The sequence below is a fragment of the Mesorhizobium caraganae genome (assembly GCF_016836705.1).
In the GTDB taxonomy this organism is placed as follows: Bacteria; Pseudomonadota; Alphaproteobacteria; order Rhizobiales; family Rhizobiaceae; genus Mesorhizobium; species Mesorhizobium caraganae.
In genome coordinates this window covers 181,971-200,060 of the sequence record NZ_JAFCGY010000006.1, presented here as the reverse complement: position 1 = coordinate 200,060, position 18,090 = coordinate 181,971, and the positions used below count along the sequence as shown (strand labels likewise).

Annotated in this window: 19 protein-coding genes; 11 read left to right on the top strand and 8 right to left on the bottom strand. The window is 63.1% G+C overall.

Features of this window, described 5'->3' with window-relative positions; translation table 11 throughout:
* Window positions 1-290 precede the first annotated feature (290 nt).
* Entirely contained in the window at window positions 291-1,535 is a 1,245-nt protein-coding gene (locus JQK88_RS15420; RefSeq protein WP_203278759.1) for a DegT/DnrJ/EryC1/StrS family aminotransferase, read from the top strand.
* Between the two features lie 21 nt (window positions 1,536-1,556).
* Here the strand turns inward: JQK88_RS15420 and mocR are convergent, their stop codons facing one another.
* The 4 genes from mocR to JQK88_RS15400 form a co-directional block, all read right to left on the bottom strand.
* Window positions 1,557-3,023 carry a rhizopine catabolism transcriptional regulator MocR gene (mocR, locus tag JQK88_RS15415; protein WP_246749836.1) on the bottom strand — a complete coding sequence of 489 codons (1,467 nt, stop codon included), beginning with the start codon at window positions 3,021-3,023 and terminating at the stop codon, window positions 1,557-1,559.
* Between the two features lie 3 nt (window positions 3,024-3,026).
* A complete protein-coding gene (locus JQK88_RS15410; protein ID WP_203278758.1) occupies window positions 3,027-3,233 on the bottom strand; it encodes a LacI family DNA-binding transcriptional regulator in 207 nt (68 codons plus the stop codon).
* Window positions 3,234-3,458: 225 nt separating this feature from the next.
* On the bottom strand, window positions 3,459-4,370 hold the full coding sequence (gene iolE / locus JQK88_RS15405) for a myo-inosose-2 dehydratase (RefSeq protein WP_203278757.1): 912 nt from the start codon (window positions 4,368-4,370) through the stop codon (window positions 3,459-3,461).
* A 112-nt stretch (window positions 4,371-4,482) separates the two neighbouring features.
* Window positions 4,483-4,770: a DUF3175 domain-containing protein gene (locus tag JQK88_RS15400; protein ID WP_203278756.1), complete on the bottom strand. Its 288-nt coding sequence runs from the start codon at window positions 4,768-4,770 to the stop codon at window positions 4,483-4,485.
* A 225-nt stretch (window positions 4,771-4,995) separates the two neighbouring features.
* Here JQK88_RS15400 and JQK88_RS15395 point away from each other — a divergent pair, with 225 nt between their 5' ends.
* Together JQK88_RS15395 and JQK88_RS15390 are read left to right on the top strand one after the other, a co-directional pair.
* Window positions 4,996-6,168 (top strand): MFS transporter, encoded by a 1,173-nt coding sequence (locus JQK88_RS15395; RefSeq protein WP_203278775.1) that lies wholly within the window; start codon window positions 4,996-4,998, stop codon window positions 6,166-6,168.
* Between the two features lie 133 nt (window positions 6,169-6,301).
* A complete protein-coding gene (locus tag JQK88_RS15390; RefSeq protein WP_203278755.1) occupies window positions 6,302-6,784 on the top strand; it encodes a hypothetical protein in 483 nt (160 codons plus the stop codon).
* A gap of 76 nt (window positions 6,785-6,860) precedes the next feature.
* Here the strand turns inward: JQK88_RS15390 and JQK88_RS15385 are convergent, their stop codons facing one another.
* On the bottom strand, window positions 6,861-7,169 hold the full coding sequence (locus JQK88_RS15385; RefSeq protein ID WP_203278754.1) for a thermonuclease family protein: 309 nt from the start codon (window positions 7,167-7,169) through the stop codon (window positions 6,861-6,863).
* Window positions 7,170-7,609: 440 nt separating this feature from the next.
* Here JQK88_RS15385 and gntR point away from each other — a divergent pair, with 440 nt between their 5' ends.
* The 6 genes from gntR to JQK88_RS15355 all read left to right on the top strand — a co-directional run bounded on the left by gntR (window position 7,610) and on the right by JQK88_RS15355 (window position 14,225).
* Window positions 7,610-8,638, top strand: coding sequence for an HTH-type transcriptional regulator GntR (gntR, locus tag JQK88_RS15380; protein WP_203278753.1), 1,029 nt, complete (start codon window positions 7,610-7,612; stop codon window positions 8,636-8,638).
* 316 nt (window positions 8,639-8,954) lie between these two features.
* The gene (locus JQK88_RS15375) at window positions 8,955-10,079 is read left to right on the top strand and encodes a sugar ABC transporter substrate-binding protein (RefSeq protein WP_192259390.1); all 1,125 of its coding nucleotides are present in this window, start codon (window positions 8,955-8,957) and stop codon (window positions 10,077-10,079) included.
* 81 nt (window positions 10,080-10,160) lie between these two features.
* Window positions 10,161-11,708, top strand: coding sequence for a sugar ABC transporter ATP-binding protein (locus JQK88_RS15370; RefSeq protein ID WP_203278752.1), 1,548 nt, complete (start codon window positions 10,161-10,163; stop codon window positions 11,706-11,708).
* Window positions 11,705-12,685, top strand: a complete 981-nt coding sequence (locus tag JQK88_RS15365) for an ABC transporter permease (protein ID WP_203278751.1) — start codon at window positions 11,705-11,707, stop codon at window positions 12,683-12,685. The genes JQK88_RS15370 and JQK88_RS15365 overlap by 4 nt, the downstream gene beginning before the upstream one ends.
* Window positions 12,682-13,668 (top strand): ABC transporter permease, encoded by a 987-nt coding sequence (locus JQK88_RS15360; protein ID WP_192259387.1) that lies wholly within the window; start codon window positions 12,682-12,684, stop codon window positions 13,666-13,668. The genes JQK88_RS15365 and JQK88_RS15360 overlap by 4 nt, the downstream gene beginning before the upstream one ends.
* A 2-nt stretch (window positions 13,669-13,670) precedes the next feature.
* Complete coding sequence (locus tag JQK88_RS15355; RefSeq protein ID WP_192259386.1) at window positions 13,671-14,225, top strand: gluconokinase; 555 nt, start codon at window positions 13,671-13,673, stop codon at window positions 14,223-14,225.
* On the opposite strand, the gene JQK88_RS15350 is transcribed toward JQK88_RS15355, so the two are convergent.
* From JQK88_RS15350 to JQK88_RS15340, 3 genes are all read right to left on the bottom strand, one after another.
* Window positions 14,220-15,368: a hypothetical protein gene (locus JQK88_RS15350; RefSeq protein ID WP_192259385.1), complete on the bottom strand. Its 1,149-nt coding sequence runs from the start codon at window positions 15,366-15,368 to the stop codon at window positions 14,220-14,222. The two genes, JQK88_RS15355 and JQK88_RS15350, sit on opposite strands and share 6 nt — an antisense overlap.
* A 114-nt stretch (window positions 15,369-15,482) precedes the next feature.
* Window positions 15,483-15,932, bottom strand: coding sequence for an RrF2 family transcriptional regulator (locus JQK88_RS15345; RefSeq protein WP_112394487.1), 450 nt, complete (start codon window positions 15,930-15,932; stop codon window positions 15,483-15,485).
* A 262-nt stretch (window positions 15,933-16,194) separates the two neighbouring features.
* Window positions 16,195-17,181, bottom strand: coding sequence for a sulfate ABC transporter substrate-binding protein (locus JQK88_RS15340; RefSeq protein WP_203278750.1), 987 nt, complete (start codon window positions 17,179-17,181; stop codon window positions 16,195-16,197).
* 226 nt (window positions 17,182-17,407) lie between these two features.
* On the opposite strand from JQK88_RS15340, the gene JQK88_RS15335 reads away from it, so the two are divergent.
* Both JQK88_RS15335 and JQK88_RS15330 read left to right on the top strand, forming a co-directional pair.
* Window positions 17,408-17,677: an antitoxin gene (locus tag JQK88_RS15335; protein WP_192258533.1), complete on the top strand. Its 270-nt coding sequence runs from the start codon at window positions 17,408-17,410 to the stop codon at window positions 17,675-17,677.
* Window positions 17,677-18,075, top strand: a complete 399-nt coding sequence (locus JQK88_RS15330) for a type II toxin-antitoxin system VapC family toxin (protein ID WP_192258532.1) — start codon at window positions 17,677-17,679, stop codon at window positions 18,073-18,075. Before JQK88_RS15335 ends, JQK88_RS15330 begins: the two co-directional genes overlap by 1 nt.
* The last annotated feature ends 15 nt before the right edge of the window (window positions 18,076-18,090 follow it).

The following is an 18,090-nucleotide window of genomic DNA, read 5'->3' as shown; positions in this document are numbered from 1 at the left end:
TTCCAAAGTGTGTCCCGTGCTGCATGGAACCGACCGTTTGCCCAACTGGACGCGATGGAACGCCCAAAGCCGGCTTTCCAACAGGGCCACTTCAGCGAATTCGGATGGGTACGATTTTTCCGCGGGGCTTGCATTGTGGAATGCCGATTTCATTCGTTATGCCCACATTCGGCGTCAAACGCGTCCTCGCGCACCCGGGATGGCTTGGTCCGATCGCGGCGGAGTGGTTCTTTCAAACAGCGCCGGCAAGCGTAGAGCTTTCACACCATCAAGCGATGTGGAGAGCTGCCATGTACACCGCCGGCGAAGAAGAGATCGAAGCCATTGCCAGGGTGATCCGCTCGGGCGCGCTGTTTCGCTATGGCGACAACAGCGAATGCGACCGCTTCGAGGCGCGCTATGCCCGGCATCTCGGCGTCGAGCATTTCGCGCTTGCCGCCAGCGGCACCTATGGGCTTGCCGCCGGCCTGATCGGCCTCGGCATCGGGCCTGGCGACGAAGTGCTGGTGCCGGCGCACACCTATATGGCGACGGCAACCGCCGTGCTGTCGGTTGGCGCCATACCGGTCATTGTCGATATCGACGAGAGCCTGACCATCGATCCGGCAGCCCTGCGCGATGCCATCGGTCCGCGCACCAAGGCGGTCATCCCGGTGCATATGTGGGGCGCGGCCTGCAACATGAATGCCATCATGGACATCGCTAAAAAGCGCGGGCTCCTGGTGCTGGAAGATGTATGCCAGGGCATTGGCGGTGGCTATGAAGGCAAAAAACTCGGCTCGATCGGCCATGCCGGAGCCTATTCCTTCAACTACTTCAAGAACATGACGTCGGGCGAAGGCGGCGGCATCGCCGCCAGCGATCCGAAGGTGGCGGAGCGGGCGCGCTGCGCCATCGATCCCTGCCATTTCTACTGGCAAGGCCGCAGCGACAGCATCAAGCCGTTCGCCGGCATCGGCGCGCGCGCCTCGGAACTGATGGGCGCAATGCTCAATGTCCAGCTCGACCGTCTCGATGGCATCATCGAGGCGATGCGGGCGGAGAAGAAGAAGGTGCTGGCCGGCACGCGCCATCTCGGCAACCTCGGCCTGACGCCATCGCCGATGAACAGCCCCGATGACGACTGCGCGGCGCAGGTGATGTATCTTTTGCCGAGCGAACAGTCGGCGCAAACCTTTTCCAAGACCATTCCGAGCGTCATTGCCGGCAAGACCGGCCGCCACAATTTTACCCAGTGGGACCAGGTGCTGATGCATGAGGGTGCGCATCACCCGGCGCTCAATCCCTACACGCTGCCGGAAAACAAGGGTCTGCGGCTGACCTATGCCGACGATCTCGGCAAGGGGTCGCTCGACATCCTCAACCGCACGGTGATGGTGGCAATGAACCCGGCGCATGGCGATGCCGATATTGCCGATATGATCCACAACATCGACGCGGCAGCCCGCGTGGCGCTGGAAAACGCCTCGCTGGACGATGTCGAGGTGCGCAAGGCAGCGCCAGTAGATCTGCAGAAGTTCGACAGCGTGAATTGAAGCGCGCCGCTCTGGGCCGGCCTACTGCCGGTCCAGCCGCATGAAGGCGGCACGCAACGCCAGCACGGCGCGCAGGATCTGGCGTTCGTCCATCGCGGCATAGCCGAGCAGCAGGCCGTGTTCCGGCTCGCTTGAATGGTAGTTGATCGAAATGCCCTGCACGTCCAACCCTTCCTTCACGGCGGCGGCGACGACGTCGCTGTCCTTGTAGGGTCTTGTAAAACTCGCCAGCAGCTGCATGCCGGAATCGTTCTCGGTTACCGTCAGCCATTCAGACAAATGTTCCTGGCAAAGCTTGACGAAATTGGCCTGCCGGCGCGAATAGAGCCGGCGCATGCGCTTCAGATGCGTGGCGAAGTAGCCTTGCGTGATGAAGTCGTTGACCGTGGCCTGCAGGATCAGCGGCGCGAACTGGCCGGTGATGGAGACTGCGCGGTCGAAGGGCACCGACAGTTCGCGCGGCACGATGAGATAGCCGATGCGCAGCGCCGGGATCAGCGTCTTGCCGAAGGAGCCGATATAGACGACGCGGTCGGCATGATCGAGGCCGCGCAAAGCCGGCACGGGCCGGCCACGAAAACGGTACTCGCCGTCATAATCGTCCTCGACGATCCAGGCGCCGTGGCGCTCGGCGATGTCGAGCAGCTGCAGTCTCTCCTCGATGCGCATAATGGTACCGAAGGGCCATTGGCAGGACGGCGTCACATAGATCAGCCGTGGTGGCGGCAGCTCGGGGTCGGCGAGGTGCCAGCCGTGCCGGTCGACCTTCAATGGCGCGAGCCTGGCGCCGCTGGCGAGGAAGGCGCTCTTGGCGCCGAGATAGCCGGGCTCCTCCATCCAGACATGGTCGCCTTCGTCCATCAGCACGCGCGAGGCGAGGTCGAGCGCCGCCTGCGCGCCGGTGACGATAATGACCTGGTCGGCGGTGCAGTTGATGCCGCGCGACAGGCTGATGGTTGAGGCGATGGCCTGGCGCAGGCCCGGATGGCCGGCAAAGGAGAGATAGCCAAGCAGGTTCTCGTCACGGCTGCGCGCATTGCGCACCAGAAGGCTCGACCAGATGGTGAAGGGGAAGGATGCCGTTTCCGGCACCCCGGGATGGAAGTTGATGACGCCGGCATTGCGCGGCGGCTGCGGGCCGTTGACGATGGTCTGGCCGCGCCGCGACAATTTTTGCGGAGCGGCGAGACCGGCGCGCAGCGAGGCCGGCGGGCGCTTCTGCTGGATCGGCGCCACCCAGGTGCCGGATCCGGCGCGCGCCTCGATGAAGCCTTCGGCAAGCAACTGGTCGTAGGCGGCGATCACCGTGTTGCGGCCGACTTTCAGATCCTCGGCCAGAGAGCGGGTCGAGGGCAAAAGCGTGTTCTGCTGGATCTGGCCGTCGAGGATGAAGCGCCGCAAGGCGCCGTAGATCTGCCGGTGCATCGGCTCGTCCGAGGCGCGGTCGACCGACATGATGTCGAGGGAAAGGCGCATATGGTCGGCCAAAGTCTAGTCTCCGCCGAACCTGGCTGCGCGGGCGATCTTCTCTTCGTTGAGAAGGCAGACGGTGTCGAGCACCAGCCGCCTGGTTTCGGGATGGACCTCGCGGCTGTTCTTCAGCGCGCGATGCACGGTGGCGGCGCCGAGTTCCGCCTTTTGCGCAATCTCACGGATGGTGCAAAGCCGTTCCATGCCGAGTGCCGCCTCGAATGCCATATCGCTCCTCCACCTGCATCAAGGCATGGCTTGCCGCCAGCCTCAAGCTGGAAACTCTGCGGCCGGAAACTCCGGGGTCTAAAATCCGACCTCCCAAGCCGGTGCCGAGAATTGCGATCCGCGCCGCCAGGGGAGGACGGCGGCGCGGATCGCCGGGCGCTTTCGCGTCGCTACCCCTACCGAGGCGCGCGCCCAACCGGCCAACCACCAGCCCCCCGGCGATGGTCAGGCCAAGTCCCGTGTCGCTACCTCAAACCCGGCCTTGCGGGCCGTGGCGAGAAGCGAAGCGTAACCCTTCGTGGCGTAGGTCAAGGGATGCGCCTTGGCCGGATCCTGTTCGGCCTCGACGACGATCCAGCCGTCGTAACCGCGTTTGGCGAGTGGCTGCAGCAGCGACAGGAAATCGACGGAACCGTCGCCGGGCACGGTGAAAATCCCCTCCATCACCGCAGCCATGAAACTCATGTCCTGGCGCCGCGCTTTTTCCAGCACGGCAGCGCGGACGTCCTTGCAATGGAAATGCACGATGCGGTCGAGATGTCGGTTCAAGAGAGAGGCCGGGTCGCCGCCCGAAAACAGGCAATGGCCGGTGTCGAACAGCAGGCCGACGCTTTTGCCGGTCGCAGCCATCAGCCTGTCGACCTCGTCGTCGGTCTCGACGATGGTGCCCATATGATGATGGAAAGCCATGCCGACGCCGAAGGCGGCCATACGGTCGGCGAGCTCAGTCAGCTTCTCGCCATAGGCCGCCCATTCGTCATCGGCCAGACGCGGGCGCTGCGAGATCGGGGCAAAGATGCCGTCATGCCGACCGCGTGATGTGTCGGCATAGACGACAACCTTGGCGCCGAGGTCGCGCAGCAAGGTCAGATGCGGCGTGATGGCGGAGAATTCCTCGTCGACCGTGCGGTCGAGAATGCGACCGTCATACCAGCCGGAGACGAGTTCCAGCCGATAGGACGACAGGATCGCTCCAAGCTCGTCGCTTCGCCTGGGAAATTTGCCGCCGAGCTCGGTGCCGCGATAGCCGGCCTGCATGGTTTCCGACAAGCATGTCTCCAGCGGCGTGTCGCCGCCGAGTTCGGGAACATCGTCATTGCTCCAGGTGATGGGATTGATGCCGATCTTGACCGTCATGCCGCCACTTTGCAGGCTTGGGGAACGCAATGCCGAGGCTGGCAAACTGGAGGGAAAGAGGACCTGTCACTAGGTCCAGTTCAGGCGAGTTTGGCAGAACCATTCGTGAGGCTTAGGCCTGCTCTTGCCGACCGAAGGCCACGCGCAGTTCGTCCTTGGCGTCCTCAAGCACTTTCCGGCGCGCCTGCGGCAGGTTCTTGCCGACTCGGTTGATATAGAAATTCAGCATCGACATGGCCGACTGGAATGGCTCGGCCTTGCGCCGGTCGCTGTGCTCAGCCGAACGTTTGAGCGAAGCCGCGATCTTTTTGGCATCGTCGGCTTCGAAGATGTGTTCCTCGAGGTCCATCGCGTCGCTATGCTCGGTCACCTCGGCTGACCATTTTTTCTTCGCGGTCATGGCAAACTCCTTCCTGTCGCAAAACTCAGACAGAGCGTTGCCGGTTCCCGAAAAAATCGCCTGGCCGCTGGAGCCACGGATCGGGCCGCTGTGGCGCTGCCCGTCGCCGCGAATGCGCCGATAGTGGCGGTGGTCGACTTCCCGGAACCGCGGACAGGAAACGCCTTGACCCCCATCGTCGCCAACCCGGCGAGCAACCCTGGCATCGACAGCTCCTATGCCTGGATGCGTCTCGCCATCTCGATCCTGCTGGCGACGATTGGCGCCGTCGGCATGTGGGCCGTCGTGGTGGTGTTACCGGCCGTGCAGGCCGAATTCGGCGTTGACCGCGCGGCGGCATCGATGCCTTACACCGCAACCATGGTGGGCTTTGCCGCCGGCAATGTGCTGGTCGGCCGCGCCATCGATCGCATGGGCTATTGGATCCCGGCGCTGATCTCCTCGGTGGCACTCGCCGCCGGACTCCTGCTCGCGGCGGCGTCGACGTCGATCCTGCAATTCACTCTTGCCCAGGGGGTGCTGATCGGCATTGGCTCATCGGTGATCTTCGGACCGTTGATCGCCGACATTTCGCACTGGTTCAACCGTCGACGCGGCGTCGCCGTCACGGCGGCGGCCGCGGGCAACTACCTCGCCGGAACGCTCTGGCCAACCATCATGCCGACGCTGATCAAGGCGGAAGGCTGGCGCTTTACCTATGCCGCCATCGGCGTCTTTTGTCTGGTCACCATGATACCGCTGGTGCTGTTGCTGCGGCGCGGCGCTCCGGACGCGGCAGCGGCCGGCTCGCCGGGAAGCCGGCCTGTACAGCCAATTTCAATCTCGCCGGCGGCACTGCAAATGCTGCTGGTCATCGCCGGCCTCGGCTGCTGCGTGGCAATGTCGATGCCGCAGGTGCACATCGTCGCCTATTGCATGGACCTTGGCTACGGCATCGCGCATGGCGCCGACATGCTGTCGATCATGATGGCCGCGGGCGTCGTCAGCCGGCTCGCCTCCGGCTTTGTCGCCGACCGCATCGGCGGCGTTAAAACGCTGCTTATCGGTTCCGTGCTGCAATGCCTGTCGCTGCTGTTTTACATCCCGTTCGACGGGCTCGCCTCGCTCTACGTCGTGTCGCTGGTGTTCGGCCTGTCGCAAGGCGGCATCGTGCCTTGCTATGCCATCATCGTGCGCGAATACCTGCCCGCCAAGGAGGCCGGCCAGCGTATCGGCATCGTCATGATGGCGACCATATTCGGCATGGCGATCGGTGGCTGGATGTCGGGCTGGATCTATGACCTGACCGGCTCCTACGCCGCGGCCTTCCTCAACGGGATCGCGTGGAACCTGGTCAACGTTGGAGCTATCCTGCTGCTGATTTGGCGGGCGCGGCGCCCGGCCATGGTTACGGCCTGAAGACTTCAGCCGGCGAGGCCGCAACCCTCGGTAGTGTCTCAGTTTGAAATTTGCCCGCCTTGACGATGCCCGTCGAATGTTGCTGATCATTCACGTATGATGGGCGGCAATCAGTCATGGGGAGGCAGCGAATATGCGAACAATCGATATTTTTGCGGCCGGCGCTCTGTGCATCGTGCCTTCCAGCCTGCTGGCGGCCGATGGAGTTTCCGTCGAACGCGGTTTGTATATTTCGATCATAGGTGGCTGCCATTTCTGCCACACGGAAGGATACCGTGAAGCCGATGGGAAAATCGACCCGGAGAAAGCATTGAAAGGCTCTTCCGTTGGCTGGCAGGGTCCATGGGGCACGACCTATGCAGCAAACCTCAGGGACTTGGCGATGGGCTTTAACGAGGACAAATGGGTCGACCACCTCAAGAACAAGGTCAATTTGCCGCCAATGCCCTGGTACCAAGTCCAAGCCATGAGCGACAGCGACTTGCGTTCGGTGTATCTTTACATCAAATCACTCGGACCACCCGGCGAGTTGGCCCCGTTTTACCGGGAGCCCCGCAAGGAGCCGAGGACACCTTATGTCACACTAGTGCCACCTCAGACACCGAAGAGGAAGTAACGACCTATCGCCCATTCGGCTTCGGCGTTATCCTCCTCGATCTGCGCCTTAACGCCGTCCTGGGCCATCGTAGCAGCTATGGGCGACCACCCCGTCTATATTCGCCGGGGTCGATAAATGCCCCTGCCCACAAGTTGCGTTTGGCACTGCGGGCTTCGCGCTCTTCGGCAAGGTATCGAGGCGCTTGTTTGTCGGCGACCGCCAATCCGTGTTTCACCAGGTCGCGCGCGAGATCGATGCTCCCAACGAAGCAGACGCCGACATCATCGTCATAGCGGTCCTTGCCTTCGATGGTGCAGGATACATCCCCAGAGGCAATGAGATGGCGAATGTGGTCACGCGCATACCTGCCGCAGGGCCAGATCTTGTCAGCGGCATCAAACATGGCTGGGAAAGTTCGGGGGCATCGATACCGAGTAACTGAACACGTTTCTTGTCATGCCACAGCGTGTCGCCGTCATGAGCAAACCAATGCTCCACTGCAGACACCGGGCCACAGGTCAGCACGAAGGCGAGAGCGAGGGTCAACCTGCACATGGCCGATGGACCGTTTTGAAATTTCCCTTTCCGCGATCACACCATACTCCTATGAAGCTGGCCGGCCAATAGCGGGGAACCGTTAAGCCGGCCAGAGAAAAGGCCGACCTAGCTTTTTGGCAAAACGGCCCGCTGCCCAACTTTGTCAAGGAGTTGGAAACCGCCATCAGCTTGACAATCGTCAGTTGCTGCGCGACGCCAAGCTGGCATGGCGTAGTGGGGAAGCCGGACAAACATGGCGACAGAGACGACGAAGTCGCAATCGCGCGCGGTGCAGAGGGCAGGACCGTGACCAAGCCGCGCTCGCGCCGCGGCGGCGGCCGCCCGACGATCGCCGATGTCGCGCGCAAGGCCGGCGTCGGCGCCATCACCGTGTCGCGAGCGCTTCGCGAGCCCGACCGCGTCAGCCAGGATCTGCGCCGCCAGATCCAGGCCGCCGTCGACGAGCTCGGTTATGTGCCGGACCCAAATGCGCGGGCGCTGGCCTCGGCGCGTGCGGATGTGTTCGGCGTGCTGGTGCCGTCGCTCACCAACAATGTCTTCGCCGAAGTGGTGCGCGGCATCTATGACAGCCTGTCGGACGGCCCGTTCCGCGTCCAGCTCGGCAACACCCATTATTCCGGCCTCGAGGAGGAGCGCCTGCTGCAGGTGTTCGCACCACAGCGTCCGGCGGCGCTGATCGTGGCCGGCATCGACCAGACACCGACCTCGCGAAAACTGCTGGAGAGCGCCGGTTGCCCGGTGGTGCAGGTGATGGAGACCGGGCCCGATCCGGTCGACATGCTGGTCGGCTTCTCGCATTTCGACGGCGGCCGCACGGCGACCGAGCACCTGATCAAGGCGGGCTACCGGCGGATCGGCTTCATCGGCGCGCGCATGGATCCGCGCTCGCAGCGACGCCTTGCCGGCTATCGCGCGGCAATGGAGAGGGCCGGCCTGTTCGATCCGCGGCTGATCACCACCACGCCGCTGTTGTCCAGCGTGACGCTCGGCCGCGAGCTGCTTCGCGATGCGCTGGCCAAGATGCCGGCGCTCGACGGCGTCTTCTGCAACAATGACGATATCGCGCTCGGCGTTCTGTTCGAATGCCATAGCGCCGCACTCGACGTGCCGAAGACAATCGGCATTGTCGGCTTCAACGACCTCGAGATGATGCAGGCGGCGTTCCCGCCGCTCACCAGCATCCGCACCCCTCGCTATGAAATCGGTCGCCGGTCTGTTGCCATGGCGCTGGCGGCGATCGCCGGGCGAAGGCCTGAGCAGCGGGTTGTCGATCTTGGTTTCGAGCTCAAGCCCCGCGAGAGCACGGAACGCTGAACACGCTTTGGCGACTTCAGCAAATGGTGCTTTACACATCGTCATGGTAGCGCTACCATTTTATCAGACAGGCGTTGTGGTTGAGGAGCCACGCCTGTTTATTATACATAAGCAACAGCTCATGCTTGTTTATTATGTATAATATGCTAGGTTTCGTTTCTCGCCCGTGAAGCGGCGAGGGGGAGGGATCGGGCCGGCTTCGGGCCCTTGAGACGTGCCGCCGGCAAGGCTGGAGAGCCTTCGCCGGGCGTGGAAAATAGCCACGACAAACAGCATCAAGCAGCATCAAGCAGAACTGCAAACGGGAGGAATATCGATGATCAAGTCACTTGTTGGCGGCATCGTTGCCGCCACTGCATTCGTCATGCTGAGTTCGTCAGCCATGGCCGAACCTGAAGTCGTCAAGGGACCAGCGGCCGAGCCCGACTGCTTCGCGCCGTGGGCGGCCGATACTCAGTTCTTCAAATTCCCCAAGAAGGAAGGCCCATACCGCATCGCGCTCGCCAACGGCTATATCGCCAACACCTGGCGCATCCAGATGATCCAGACGGCCAAGGCCTATGCTGCGCAGAAGGACGTCGCGGCAAAGTTGAAGGAATTCAAGGTCGTATCGACCGGCGAGGATGTGCCGGCGCAAATCTCGGCGATCAACAACTTCATCGATTCCGGTTTTGACGCCATCGTCGTCAACGCGCAGAATCCGACCGCCTTCGGGCCGGTCATCAAGCGCGCCAAGGAAGCCGGCGTCGTGCTGGTCGCCTTCGACAACATCCTCGACACCAAGGACGCCATCAACGTCAACGTGGACCAGAAGGGTCTTGGCGCGCTGTGGGGCAAATGGCTGGTCGACCATATACCGGATGGCGGCAAGATACTTGAAGTGCGCGGCGTTGCCGGCACTTCGGTCGATACCGACCGCCACAACGGCATCCACGAGGTCTTCGACGCCTCGGGCAAGAAATGGGACGTCACCGAAGTCGCCGGCAAGTGGGATGATCCGACAGCGCAGAAGGTCACGGCTGACGCGATCGCCACCAATGGTCCGTTCGTCGGCATCACCGGCCAGGGCGGCGACACAGGCATCGTCCAGGCGATGATCGACGCCAAGCATCCTTTCGTGCCGTTCGGCGGCGAAACCGAGAACGGCTTCCGCAAGTTCTGCGCGGCGCACGCGGCGGACGGCCTGAAATGCTCCTCGGCCGGCACCGGCCCTGCCCAGGTCGCGGTCGCCATCAAGACGGCGATCGCCGCACTTGAGGGTCAGGTCGTACCGCAATCGGTCAAGCTGCCGCTCGCCATCGTCGAGGATCCGAACTTCAAGGAAGGCCAGGACTACTTCCCTGACCAGTCCGACAATTTCTTCGTCGGCAATTCCTTCCCGACCTGCGGCATCAATTTCACCGCGCAGGAAATCATGGGCCAGACCAAGGCGGACCAATAGGCTGCACATTCGGCGCCGCGGGATGCTCCGCAGCGCCGAACCATTTGCCATCTCAATCCATAAAACTGCCCCGGAGGGCTGATGGACGGTGCGGTTCCACTCTTTCGCATGGAAGGCATTTCCAAGCGCTATGGCGGCGTGCGTGCGCTGGAGAAGGCCGAACTTTCGGTCACGTCAGGCAGCATCCACGCCATCCTCGGCGAAAACGGCGCCGGCAAATCGACGCTGATCAAGGTCATGGCCGGTGTGGTGGCGCCCGACGAGGGGGCCATGACGCTGGACGGGCGGGAGGTCAGCTTTGCCTCGCCGGCCGCCGCGAACCAGGCCGGCATCGTCTGCATCTTCCAGGAATTGTCGCTGGTCCCCGAACTCAGCGTCGCCGACAACATCGTCATTTCCGACCCGCCGACCCGGTTCGGCATGATCGACCGCAAGGCGCAGCGCCGCATCGCCGAAGAGGCGCTGGCACGCGCGGGCGCGGCCGACATCCATCCGCTGGCGCTGGTCAAGGATCTTCCGCTTTCGAGACGGCAGATGGTCGAAATCGCCAAGGCATTGGCAAGGAAGCCGCGCATCCTGATCCTCGACGAGGCAACGTCGGCGCTGGCTGCCGCCGATGTCGCCAAGATCTTCGCGGTGCTGAAGCGGTTGCGTGGGGAAGGGCTGGCACTGCTCTACATCTCACACCGGATGAACGAGATCGCAGAGCTCGCTGACCAGTGCACGGTGTTTCGCAACGGCCGCAATGTCGCCAGCTATGTCGCCGGCTCCAAGAGCGACAATGAGGTCGTCGAGTTGATGATCGGGCGAGAATACAGCCATATTTTTCCGCCCAAGCCAGTGCGCCTGCCGGCTACTGCCGCCCCGGTGCTCGAAGCGCGCAACCTGTCGTGGACAGACCGGCTGGACAATGTCTCGCTGACCGTCGCGGCCGGCGAGGTGGTGGGCCTCGGCGGCCTCGACGGCCAGGGCCAGCGCGAGTTGCTGCTTGCCTTCTTCGGCGTGCTGCGCGGTCTCTCCGGAGAGATCCTGATCGATGGCAAGCCGGTGGCGATCGCCAGCCCGGCGGCGGCGCGCGACGACCGGATCGGCATGGCGCTGATCCCCGAGGATCGCAAGACGGAAGGGTTGATGCTGCCAATGACGGTGCGCGAAAACCTGTCCTTCGCGGCTCTCGACCGGCTGTCCAAAGGCGGCATCATCGACCGCGCCGCCGAGCAGCGGCTGATCGACGACATGGTGGGGCTGCTGGCAATCAAGACGGCGGGCCTCGACATTCCGGTCGGCGCGCTGTCGGGCGGCAACCAGCAGAAGGTCGTCATCGCCAAATGGCTGATGCGCCAGCCGCGCATCATCCTGCTCAACGATCCGACGCGCGGCATCGACGTCGGCACCAAGCAGGAGCTGTATCAACTGATGCGCAAGCTCGCGGACGCGGGTGCCGCTATCCTGTTCTACTCGACCGACTATGACGAGCTGATCGGCTGCTGCGACCGGGTGCTGGTGCTCTATGACGGCGCGGTCAAGCGAGAGCTGGTCGGCGCCGAGATCACCGAACGGGCGCTGATCGCCAGCGCGCTCAACATCCATGGTGGCGACGCCACCCCCAGGCACGGAGCGGACGCGTGAAGGATTGGCGCTACTGGCTTGCCGAACAACGCGGAACGCTGCTGGCGTTCGCCATCTTCATCGTCATGTTCGCGATCTACACCGCGAACCATCCGGCGGGATTTACCGCCAATGTCGTGCAGACGGCCTCCAACAAGGGCGTGCTGCTCGCCTTCGTCGCCATGGCGCAGACGCTGGTGGTGATCACCGCCGGCATCGACCTTTCCGTCGGCATGATCTTCACGCTGACCAATTGCCTCGCCTCCTGGCTGGTCATCGGCACCGGCCTCGAGACCGCCTTGGGCGTGGTCGCCGTGCTCGGCACCGGGCTGTTGTGCGGCGCGATCAATGGCGCCATCGTCATCTACGGCCGACTGCAGCCGATCGTGGCCACCATCGCCACGGGTGCCGTCTATTTCGGCATCGCACTGCTGCTCAGGCCGTTCCCGGGCGGCTCGGTCAATGAGGATCTGGCCGATGCGCTCACCGGGCGCCTGTTCGGCGTGGTGCCGGCGAGCCTGGCCGCGCTGTTTGCGGTGGTGCTGATCGTCTGGGTGCCGTTCAGCCGTTCGGTGCTTGGCCGTGCCGCTTACGCCGCAGGCTCATCCGAGACGGCGGCCTACATGTCAGGTGTGCCGATCCGGCGCGGCAAGTTCGCCGCCTACGCGCTTGCCGGGCTGCTGGCGGCGATCGGCGGGCTGTTCCTGACCTTCTTCACCTATACGGGCGACGCGGCCTATGCCAGCGGCAACGCCTACACGCTGTTCTCGATCGCCGCCGTCGTGCTGGGCGGCGTTTCGTTGTTCGGCGGCAAAGGCAGCGCCATCGGGGCCATCTTCGGCGCGCTCGCCTTCCGCACCATCGGCGACCTGCTGTTCGTCTTCGATTTCGACCCGCTCTGGCAGCCGCTGTTCCAGGGCGTTATCCTGCTGATCGCGGTCAGCCTCGGCGCCTTCGCCCTGTTTCGGGTCCGCAACCGGCTGGAGTGGTTCCTGTGAGCGAGACGACCATCGGCGGCATCGCCGGGCGCATGCCGAAATTCATCCGCCGCGCCGATCCGGCGGTGCTCACCGCCTTTGCCTGCATCGTGCTGTTGCTGTTTCTCGGCAGCCTCTATTCCAGAAGCTTCCTGTCACCGGAATATCTGTTGCAGCAGCTCAAGGTGGCGTCGTTCCTTGGTGTCATCGCCACTGGCATGATGCTGGTCATCCTGCTCGGCCAGATCGATCTGTCGGTGCCGTGGTCGGTGGCGGTCGGCGCCATGATGGCGGCGGCGGCCGCGGCCTATGGCCCGATCGGTGTGGCGCTGGCCATTCCGTTTGGCATCTTTTGCGGCGTGCTGATCGGCGTCGTCAACGGCATCGGTGTCGCCTATCTGCGCATTCCCTCGATGATCATCACACTCGCCACCAACGCCGTCGCGCAAGGGCTCATGGTCGTCTATACAGGTGGCTTCTCGCCACAGGATTCGGCCACCGGCGCCATGCGTTATCTCGCGACAGGTTTTACCATTCCGGGCGTGCCCAACGCCGTCATCATCTGGGCGCTGATCGGTGCTGCGATGGTGCTCATGCTGACCCGCACCAGCTTCGGCCGCAGCGTCTACGGCATCGGCAACCGCGAGCGTGCCGCCTATCTCTCCGGCATCGACACACGGCGCGTGGTGATGATCGCCTTCGCCATATCGGGCGGGCTGTCCGCCTTTGGCGGGGTGCTTCTCGCCGGCTATGCTTCCAAGGCGGCGCAGTCGATGGGTGACGCCTATCTGCTGCCGTCGATCGCCGCCGTGGTGCTGGGCGGCACCTCGATCCTCGGTGGGCGCGGCTCCTATCTCGGCACTGTCGCCGGCGTCATCCTGATCACGCTCCTGCAATCCATCCTTTCGGTCATGCAGATGCCTGAAGCCGGCCGACAGATCATCTATGGCGTCGTGATCGTCGCCATGCTCCTGCTCTACGGCCGCGCGCCGGCAAGCCGCTGACCGTGGACGAAAAGACGGCACAGGCGCCAACAGGCGCTGCCGGCTCAGTGCCTCGGGCCATCGTGGTGATGGGCGTCGCCGGCTGCGGCAAGTCGGCCGTCGGCAAGGCGCTGGCAGCAGCGGAAGGGGTCGTCTTTGTCGAAGGCGACAGGCTGCACCCACCCGAAAACGTCGCGCGCATGGCGAGCGGCGAGCCGCTCACCGATCAGCTTCGCGAAAGCTGGCTCGATGCCATTGGCGAGCGGATCGCGGACCTGGCCGGCAGCGGCCAGGGCGTGGTCGCCGCCTGCTCGGCGCTGAAGCGCAGCTATCGTGAACGTCTGCGCGGTTTCCGCCGAGATATCGTTTTCGTCTATCTGGAGATCGATCCCGTCACCGCCAAGCGGCGCGTCGACGCCCGCAAGGGGCATTTCATGCCGGCCAGCCTGGTCGACAGCCAGTTCGCCATCCTTGAGCCGCCTGGCGCCGACGAGCAGGCGCTGACGGTCGACGCCACACGTCCAGTGGCTGACATCGTTAGCGCCGTTGCCAGCCTGCTGGCCGGCGCAAAATCATGAACCACCCTCATCGGGCAAGGCGTTTTCCGGCCGTTCGGTGAACCGGTCGGCACCGGACCAGATCATCATTTGCTCGGGGTAGAGTTTCAGCGCCTCCAGTAAGCGGTCGCGCTTGAGCAGGATGTACTCGGCCTGCAATGCCATGTTCTTGGCGCCGCCGGTCCTTGTCGTGGGCTCAGCGGTTCCCGCCTGGGCCGGCACCAGTTCGGGACTCAGGACGGCGTGGTACTGGCGGAACGGATCGGTCTCGAAGGTCGACATGGAAAACAGCGCCGCCTTGCCTCTGGCGGCGAAATTCGTCGGCGCCGAGGCGAGGTGGGTCCAGCCGCTCTCGCCAATCCCGACTTCGGTGAATGTCGAACCGGCATGCACGGTGTTGGTTACCAGCACGACGCCGTTGTTGCCAAGGATCTTCTGGATCCGGCCGGTGACCTGGTAGGCATCGCCGCGATCGAAGACGATCCGGCTTTTCAGGAAACGGTTCTCGACCCGGACCATTGGCGGGTTCAGGAAGCGCAGGCCGAAGGTCGAGTCGGAGATGCCGTGAGCGCTGACACTGAGCTGGTGCGCCGCGATGCCGGCTTCATAAAGCGCGCGCTTGCCGATGATGGTCTGGGCCGTGAATTGATCGCACCAGATGATGGCGCCGTGGCCGCGCGCCAGCGCCGCTTGCAGGCCCTCCAGGCCCTCAAGCCGGATATCGGGTGACCAGCGGCGGCCGACGAGATGCGCGGCAAGCAGCAATCGCCTGCGGTGGTTGGCGTAGAGCAGGGCCCTGAACTGCCTTTGCGCATCGATGCCGTTGCCGAGCACCGCGCGCGTCGCGGCGGCGTAGCGCACGAAGTCCTTGCGGATATGGCGCTTGAGGCGCAGCCCCGATACGCGGCTGCAGATCGCTGCCCACCAACTGACCGGCAGCAATGCCGCGACGCCGAAATAGAAGGCGGCCAGCACCAGCTCGCGAAAATCCCTGTTGTTGAAGGTACGCAACTTGCCGGGGCGAACCAGCTTGCGGCTGAAGAAGCGCACATGCTCGGCCCGCTCGGGCACCAGGAGATCGGCGATGATTTCAGTATGGTAAATGACGGCGGACGACGGTGTCCGATCGGCTTTCCGGGATTTTCCCAACCACGGCAGCCTCATCCGATCGGTGTCCACCTGTTCTTGCGCTTCCGAAAATCGCTTTACTGCGTGTGCCACGAGCGCGCAATCGGCGCCCGCAGGCCATGGTGAACGCCATTCAAGGTTCGAACTTATCTAGATCTGCGACGTCAGTTCGACCGGAAAATCGTCATTGTCGGCGTCGCGCATGGCGGCGAGGCTTCTGTTGTCCAGCACCTCGGCGATGGCCTGGCGCACCTCCAGCATCATGTGCCGGACCTGGCAGGTCGCCTCGTCGCAATCCTCGCAGCGCTGGTACTGGGTGCGGCTGGCGCAAGGGATCGGCGCGAGCGGTCCGTCAAGCACGCGCACGACGTGGCCGATCTTGATCTCGGAAGCGGGCCGGGCGAGGCGATAGCCGCCTTCCTTGCCCTTGCGGCTCAGCACAAAACCGGCATTGCGCAGCTCGCCCAGAATTGCATCCAGGAATTTCTTCGGGATGTTGTTGGCGACCGCAATGTCGTTGACGAATGCAAGCTGGCCGACCGGCAGGCCGGAAAGATGCACGAGGGCCTTGAGGCCGTATTTGCCTTTTTTGGTAAGCATGCCCGATTCAGTTCATGAAAACCCCAACCACCCGCATCTGGCGGTTGTTTGTGTGCAAATCATGACGTTTCGCCTGAACGACCCGGTTTCGCGTAGAACAAGCCGCCCGGTTGAGAGGTTAGGCATAAACGCGTTGATTCTTTGTAACGTTTTTCACATATGCCGCCGGATTCGGGGGAAGCTGTTTGTTCGGCGCGCAAAAACGAAAAAGCCGGCAAAGAGCCGGCTTTCTTGTTCCGTTTCAGGTCGGGTGCTGCTGATATCAGCGGCTGCCGTAGGTCTGGTCAAGCAGGCCGCCGGCGGCGAAGTGTTCCTTCTGCACCTTGTCCCAGCCGCCGAAGACCTCTTCCACCGTCAGCAGGCGGACATCGGGGAAGTCAGCCTTGTATTTGGCCGCGACTTCAGCATTGCGGATTCTCAGGCCATTTTCAGCCGCAATATTCTGGCCCTCCGGCGTGTAGAGGAAGTCGAGATAGGATTTAGCCAGATCGCGCGTGCCGTGCTCGTCGGCGACCTTATCGACGATCGCCACAGGAAATTCGGCGAGCAGGCTGACAGTTGGGGTAACCTGTTCGAACTTGTCGTCACCATACTCCTTGCGGATGCCGCGCGTTTCCGACTCGAAGGTGATCAGCACGTCGCCGATCTCGCGCTGGACGAAGGTCGTGGTGGCGGCGCGGCCGCCCGTATCGAAGATCGGCACGTTGTTGAACAGCTTGGTGACGAACTCTTTCACCTTGGCGTCGTCGCCCTTGAAGGCCTCCTTGGCGTAGGCGGTCGCCGCCAGATAGGTGTAGCGCGCATTGCCCGAGGTTTTCGGGTTGGGGAAGATCACCTGCACGTCGTCGCGCACGAGGTCGTTCCAGTCCTTGATGTGCTTGGGATTGCCGGCGCGCACCAGGAAGGACGGCAGCGAATAGAAGGGCGAGGCGTTGTCGGGGAAATCCTTCTGCCAGTCGGCGGAGACCAGGCCCTTCTTGACCAGGAAGTCGATGTCGGTGACCTGGTTGAAGGTTACCACGTCAGCGCCAAGGCCTTCGGCGATGGCGCGCGCCTGTGCCGAGGTGCCGGCATGCGACTGGTCGACGGTGACGCCGGGATGGCCGGCGATGAAAGCCTTGTTCATCTGGACAAACAATTCGCGCCCGACATCATAGGAAGCGTTGAGCAATTTGTCGGCCGACCAGGCTTGCGAGGAGGCGAGGAACAGGCTGGCGGCGGTGGCGACGCTGAGGAAAAATCGCTTCATGAAAAAGGCTCCTTGGGAATGCCGGTTCGAATGCACCGATATAATGCGCCAACATAATAGGACCATGTCCAGCGCCGCCAGACACGGGGACGGGGCCTGCCATCTGGTGGTGAGAAAAAGTATTGCCGAAACAGCCGGTTGGTAGGATTTCCTTCCAATGCGTCGCAGAATGATTGCATCTTGCCGTTTTGGCATATACATATGGCATATACAAGGATGAGCAGCCATGCCGCAACACCGCCATTCAACGCCGCCGAGGGAAGCGAAGCTCTTTCGCAACAACCGCAGCCAGGCGGTGCGCATTCCCGTCGAGTTCGAGCTTCCCGGCGAAAAAGTCCTGATCAGCCGCGACGGCGACCGTCTGATCATCGAGCCGGTCCGCAAACCCGGCCTCACGGCACTGCTTGCCCAATGGGCGAAAGAGCCGCCGCTTGGTCCTGAAGACGACTTTCCCGAGATCCGTGATGTGCCCGTCAGGCCCGAGGACATCTTCTGATGCGTTTCATGCTCGACATCAACATCATCAGCGACATGATCCGAAATCCGGCTGGCAAAGCCGCCGGTGCGGCGGCTCGCGAGGGAGACGGCGCCCTGTGCACCAGCATCGTCATTGCCTCGGAGCTGCGTTATGGTTGCGCCCGCAAGGGATCGGCCAAGCTGCTCGCCAAGGTCGAGGAATTGCTGGCGGAGTTACCTGTGCTGCCACTCGATGTGCCGGTGGATAGCGAATACGGCGCACTTCGTGCCGAGCTGGAGGCCCGGGGCCAGCCGATCGGCCACAATGACCTTTTCATTGCTTCCCACGCCTGTGCGCTGGGGATCACGCTGGTAACAGCCAATACCGGCGAGTTCAGCCGGATTAAGGGCCTTAAGGTCGAGAACTGGCTGGAGTAGCAACTGATCGAGGAT

Bases quoted from the DNA above. Each gene is read 5' to 3' on its own strand.
- JQK88_RS15420 (WP_203278759.1), top strand. From the start codon at position 291: ATGTACACCGCCGGCGAAGAAGAGATCGAAGCCATTGCCAGGGTGATC.
- JQK88_RS15410 (WP_203278758.1), bottom strand. From the start codon at position 3,233: ATGGCATTCGAGGCGGCACTCGGCATGGAACGGCTTTGCACCATCCGT.
- iolE (WP_203278757.1), bottom strand. From the start codon at position 4,370: ATGACGGTCAAGATCGGCATCAATCCCATCACCTGGAGCAATGACGAT.
- JQK88_RS15400 (WP_203278756.1), bottom strand. From the start codon at position 4,770: ATGACCGCGAAGAAAAAATGGTCAGCCGAGGTGACCGAGCATAGCGAC.
- JQK88_RS15395 (WP_203278775.1), top strand. From the start codon at position 4,996: ATGCGTCTCGCCATCTCGATCCTGCTGGCGACGATTGGCGCCGTCGGC.
- JQK88_RS15390 (WP_203278755.1), top strand. From the start codon at position 6,302: ATGCGAACAATCGATATTTTTGCGGCCGGCGCTCTGTGCATCGTGCCT.
- JQK88_RS15385 (WP_203278754.1), bottom strand. From the start codon at position 7,169: ATGTTTGATGCCGCTGACAAGATCTGGCCCTGCGGCAGGTATGCGCGT.
- JQK88_RS15375 (WP_192259390.1), top strand. From the start codon at position 8,955: ATGATCAAGTCACTTGTTGGCGGCATCGTTGCCGCCACTGCATTCGTC.
- JQK88_RS15370 (WP_203278752.1), top strand. From the start codon at position 10,161: ATGGACGGTGCGGTTCCACTCTTTCGCATGGAAGGCATTTCCAAGCGC.
- JQK88_RS15350 (WP_192259385.1), bottom strand. From the start codon at position 15,368: ATGAGGCTGCCGTGGTTGGGAAAATCCCGGAAAGCCGATCGGACACCG.
- JQK88_RS15345 (WP_112394487.1), bottom strand. From the start codon at position 15,932: ATGCTTACCAAAAAAGGCAAATACGGCCTCAAGGCCCTCGTGCATCTT.
- JQK88_RS15340 (WP_203278750.1), bottom strand. From the start codon at position 17,181: ATGAAGCGATTTTTCCTCAGCGTCGCCACCGCCGCCAGCCTGTTCCTC.
- JQK88_RS15335 (WP_192258533.1), top strand. From the start codon at position 17,408: ATGCCGCAACACCGCCATTCAACGCCGCCGAGGGAAGCGAAGCTCTTT.
- JQK88_RS15330 (WP_192258532.1), top strand. From the start codon at position 17,677: ATGCGTTTCATGCTCGACATCAACATCATCAGCGACATGATCCGAAAT.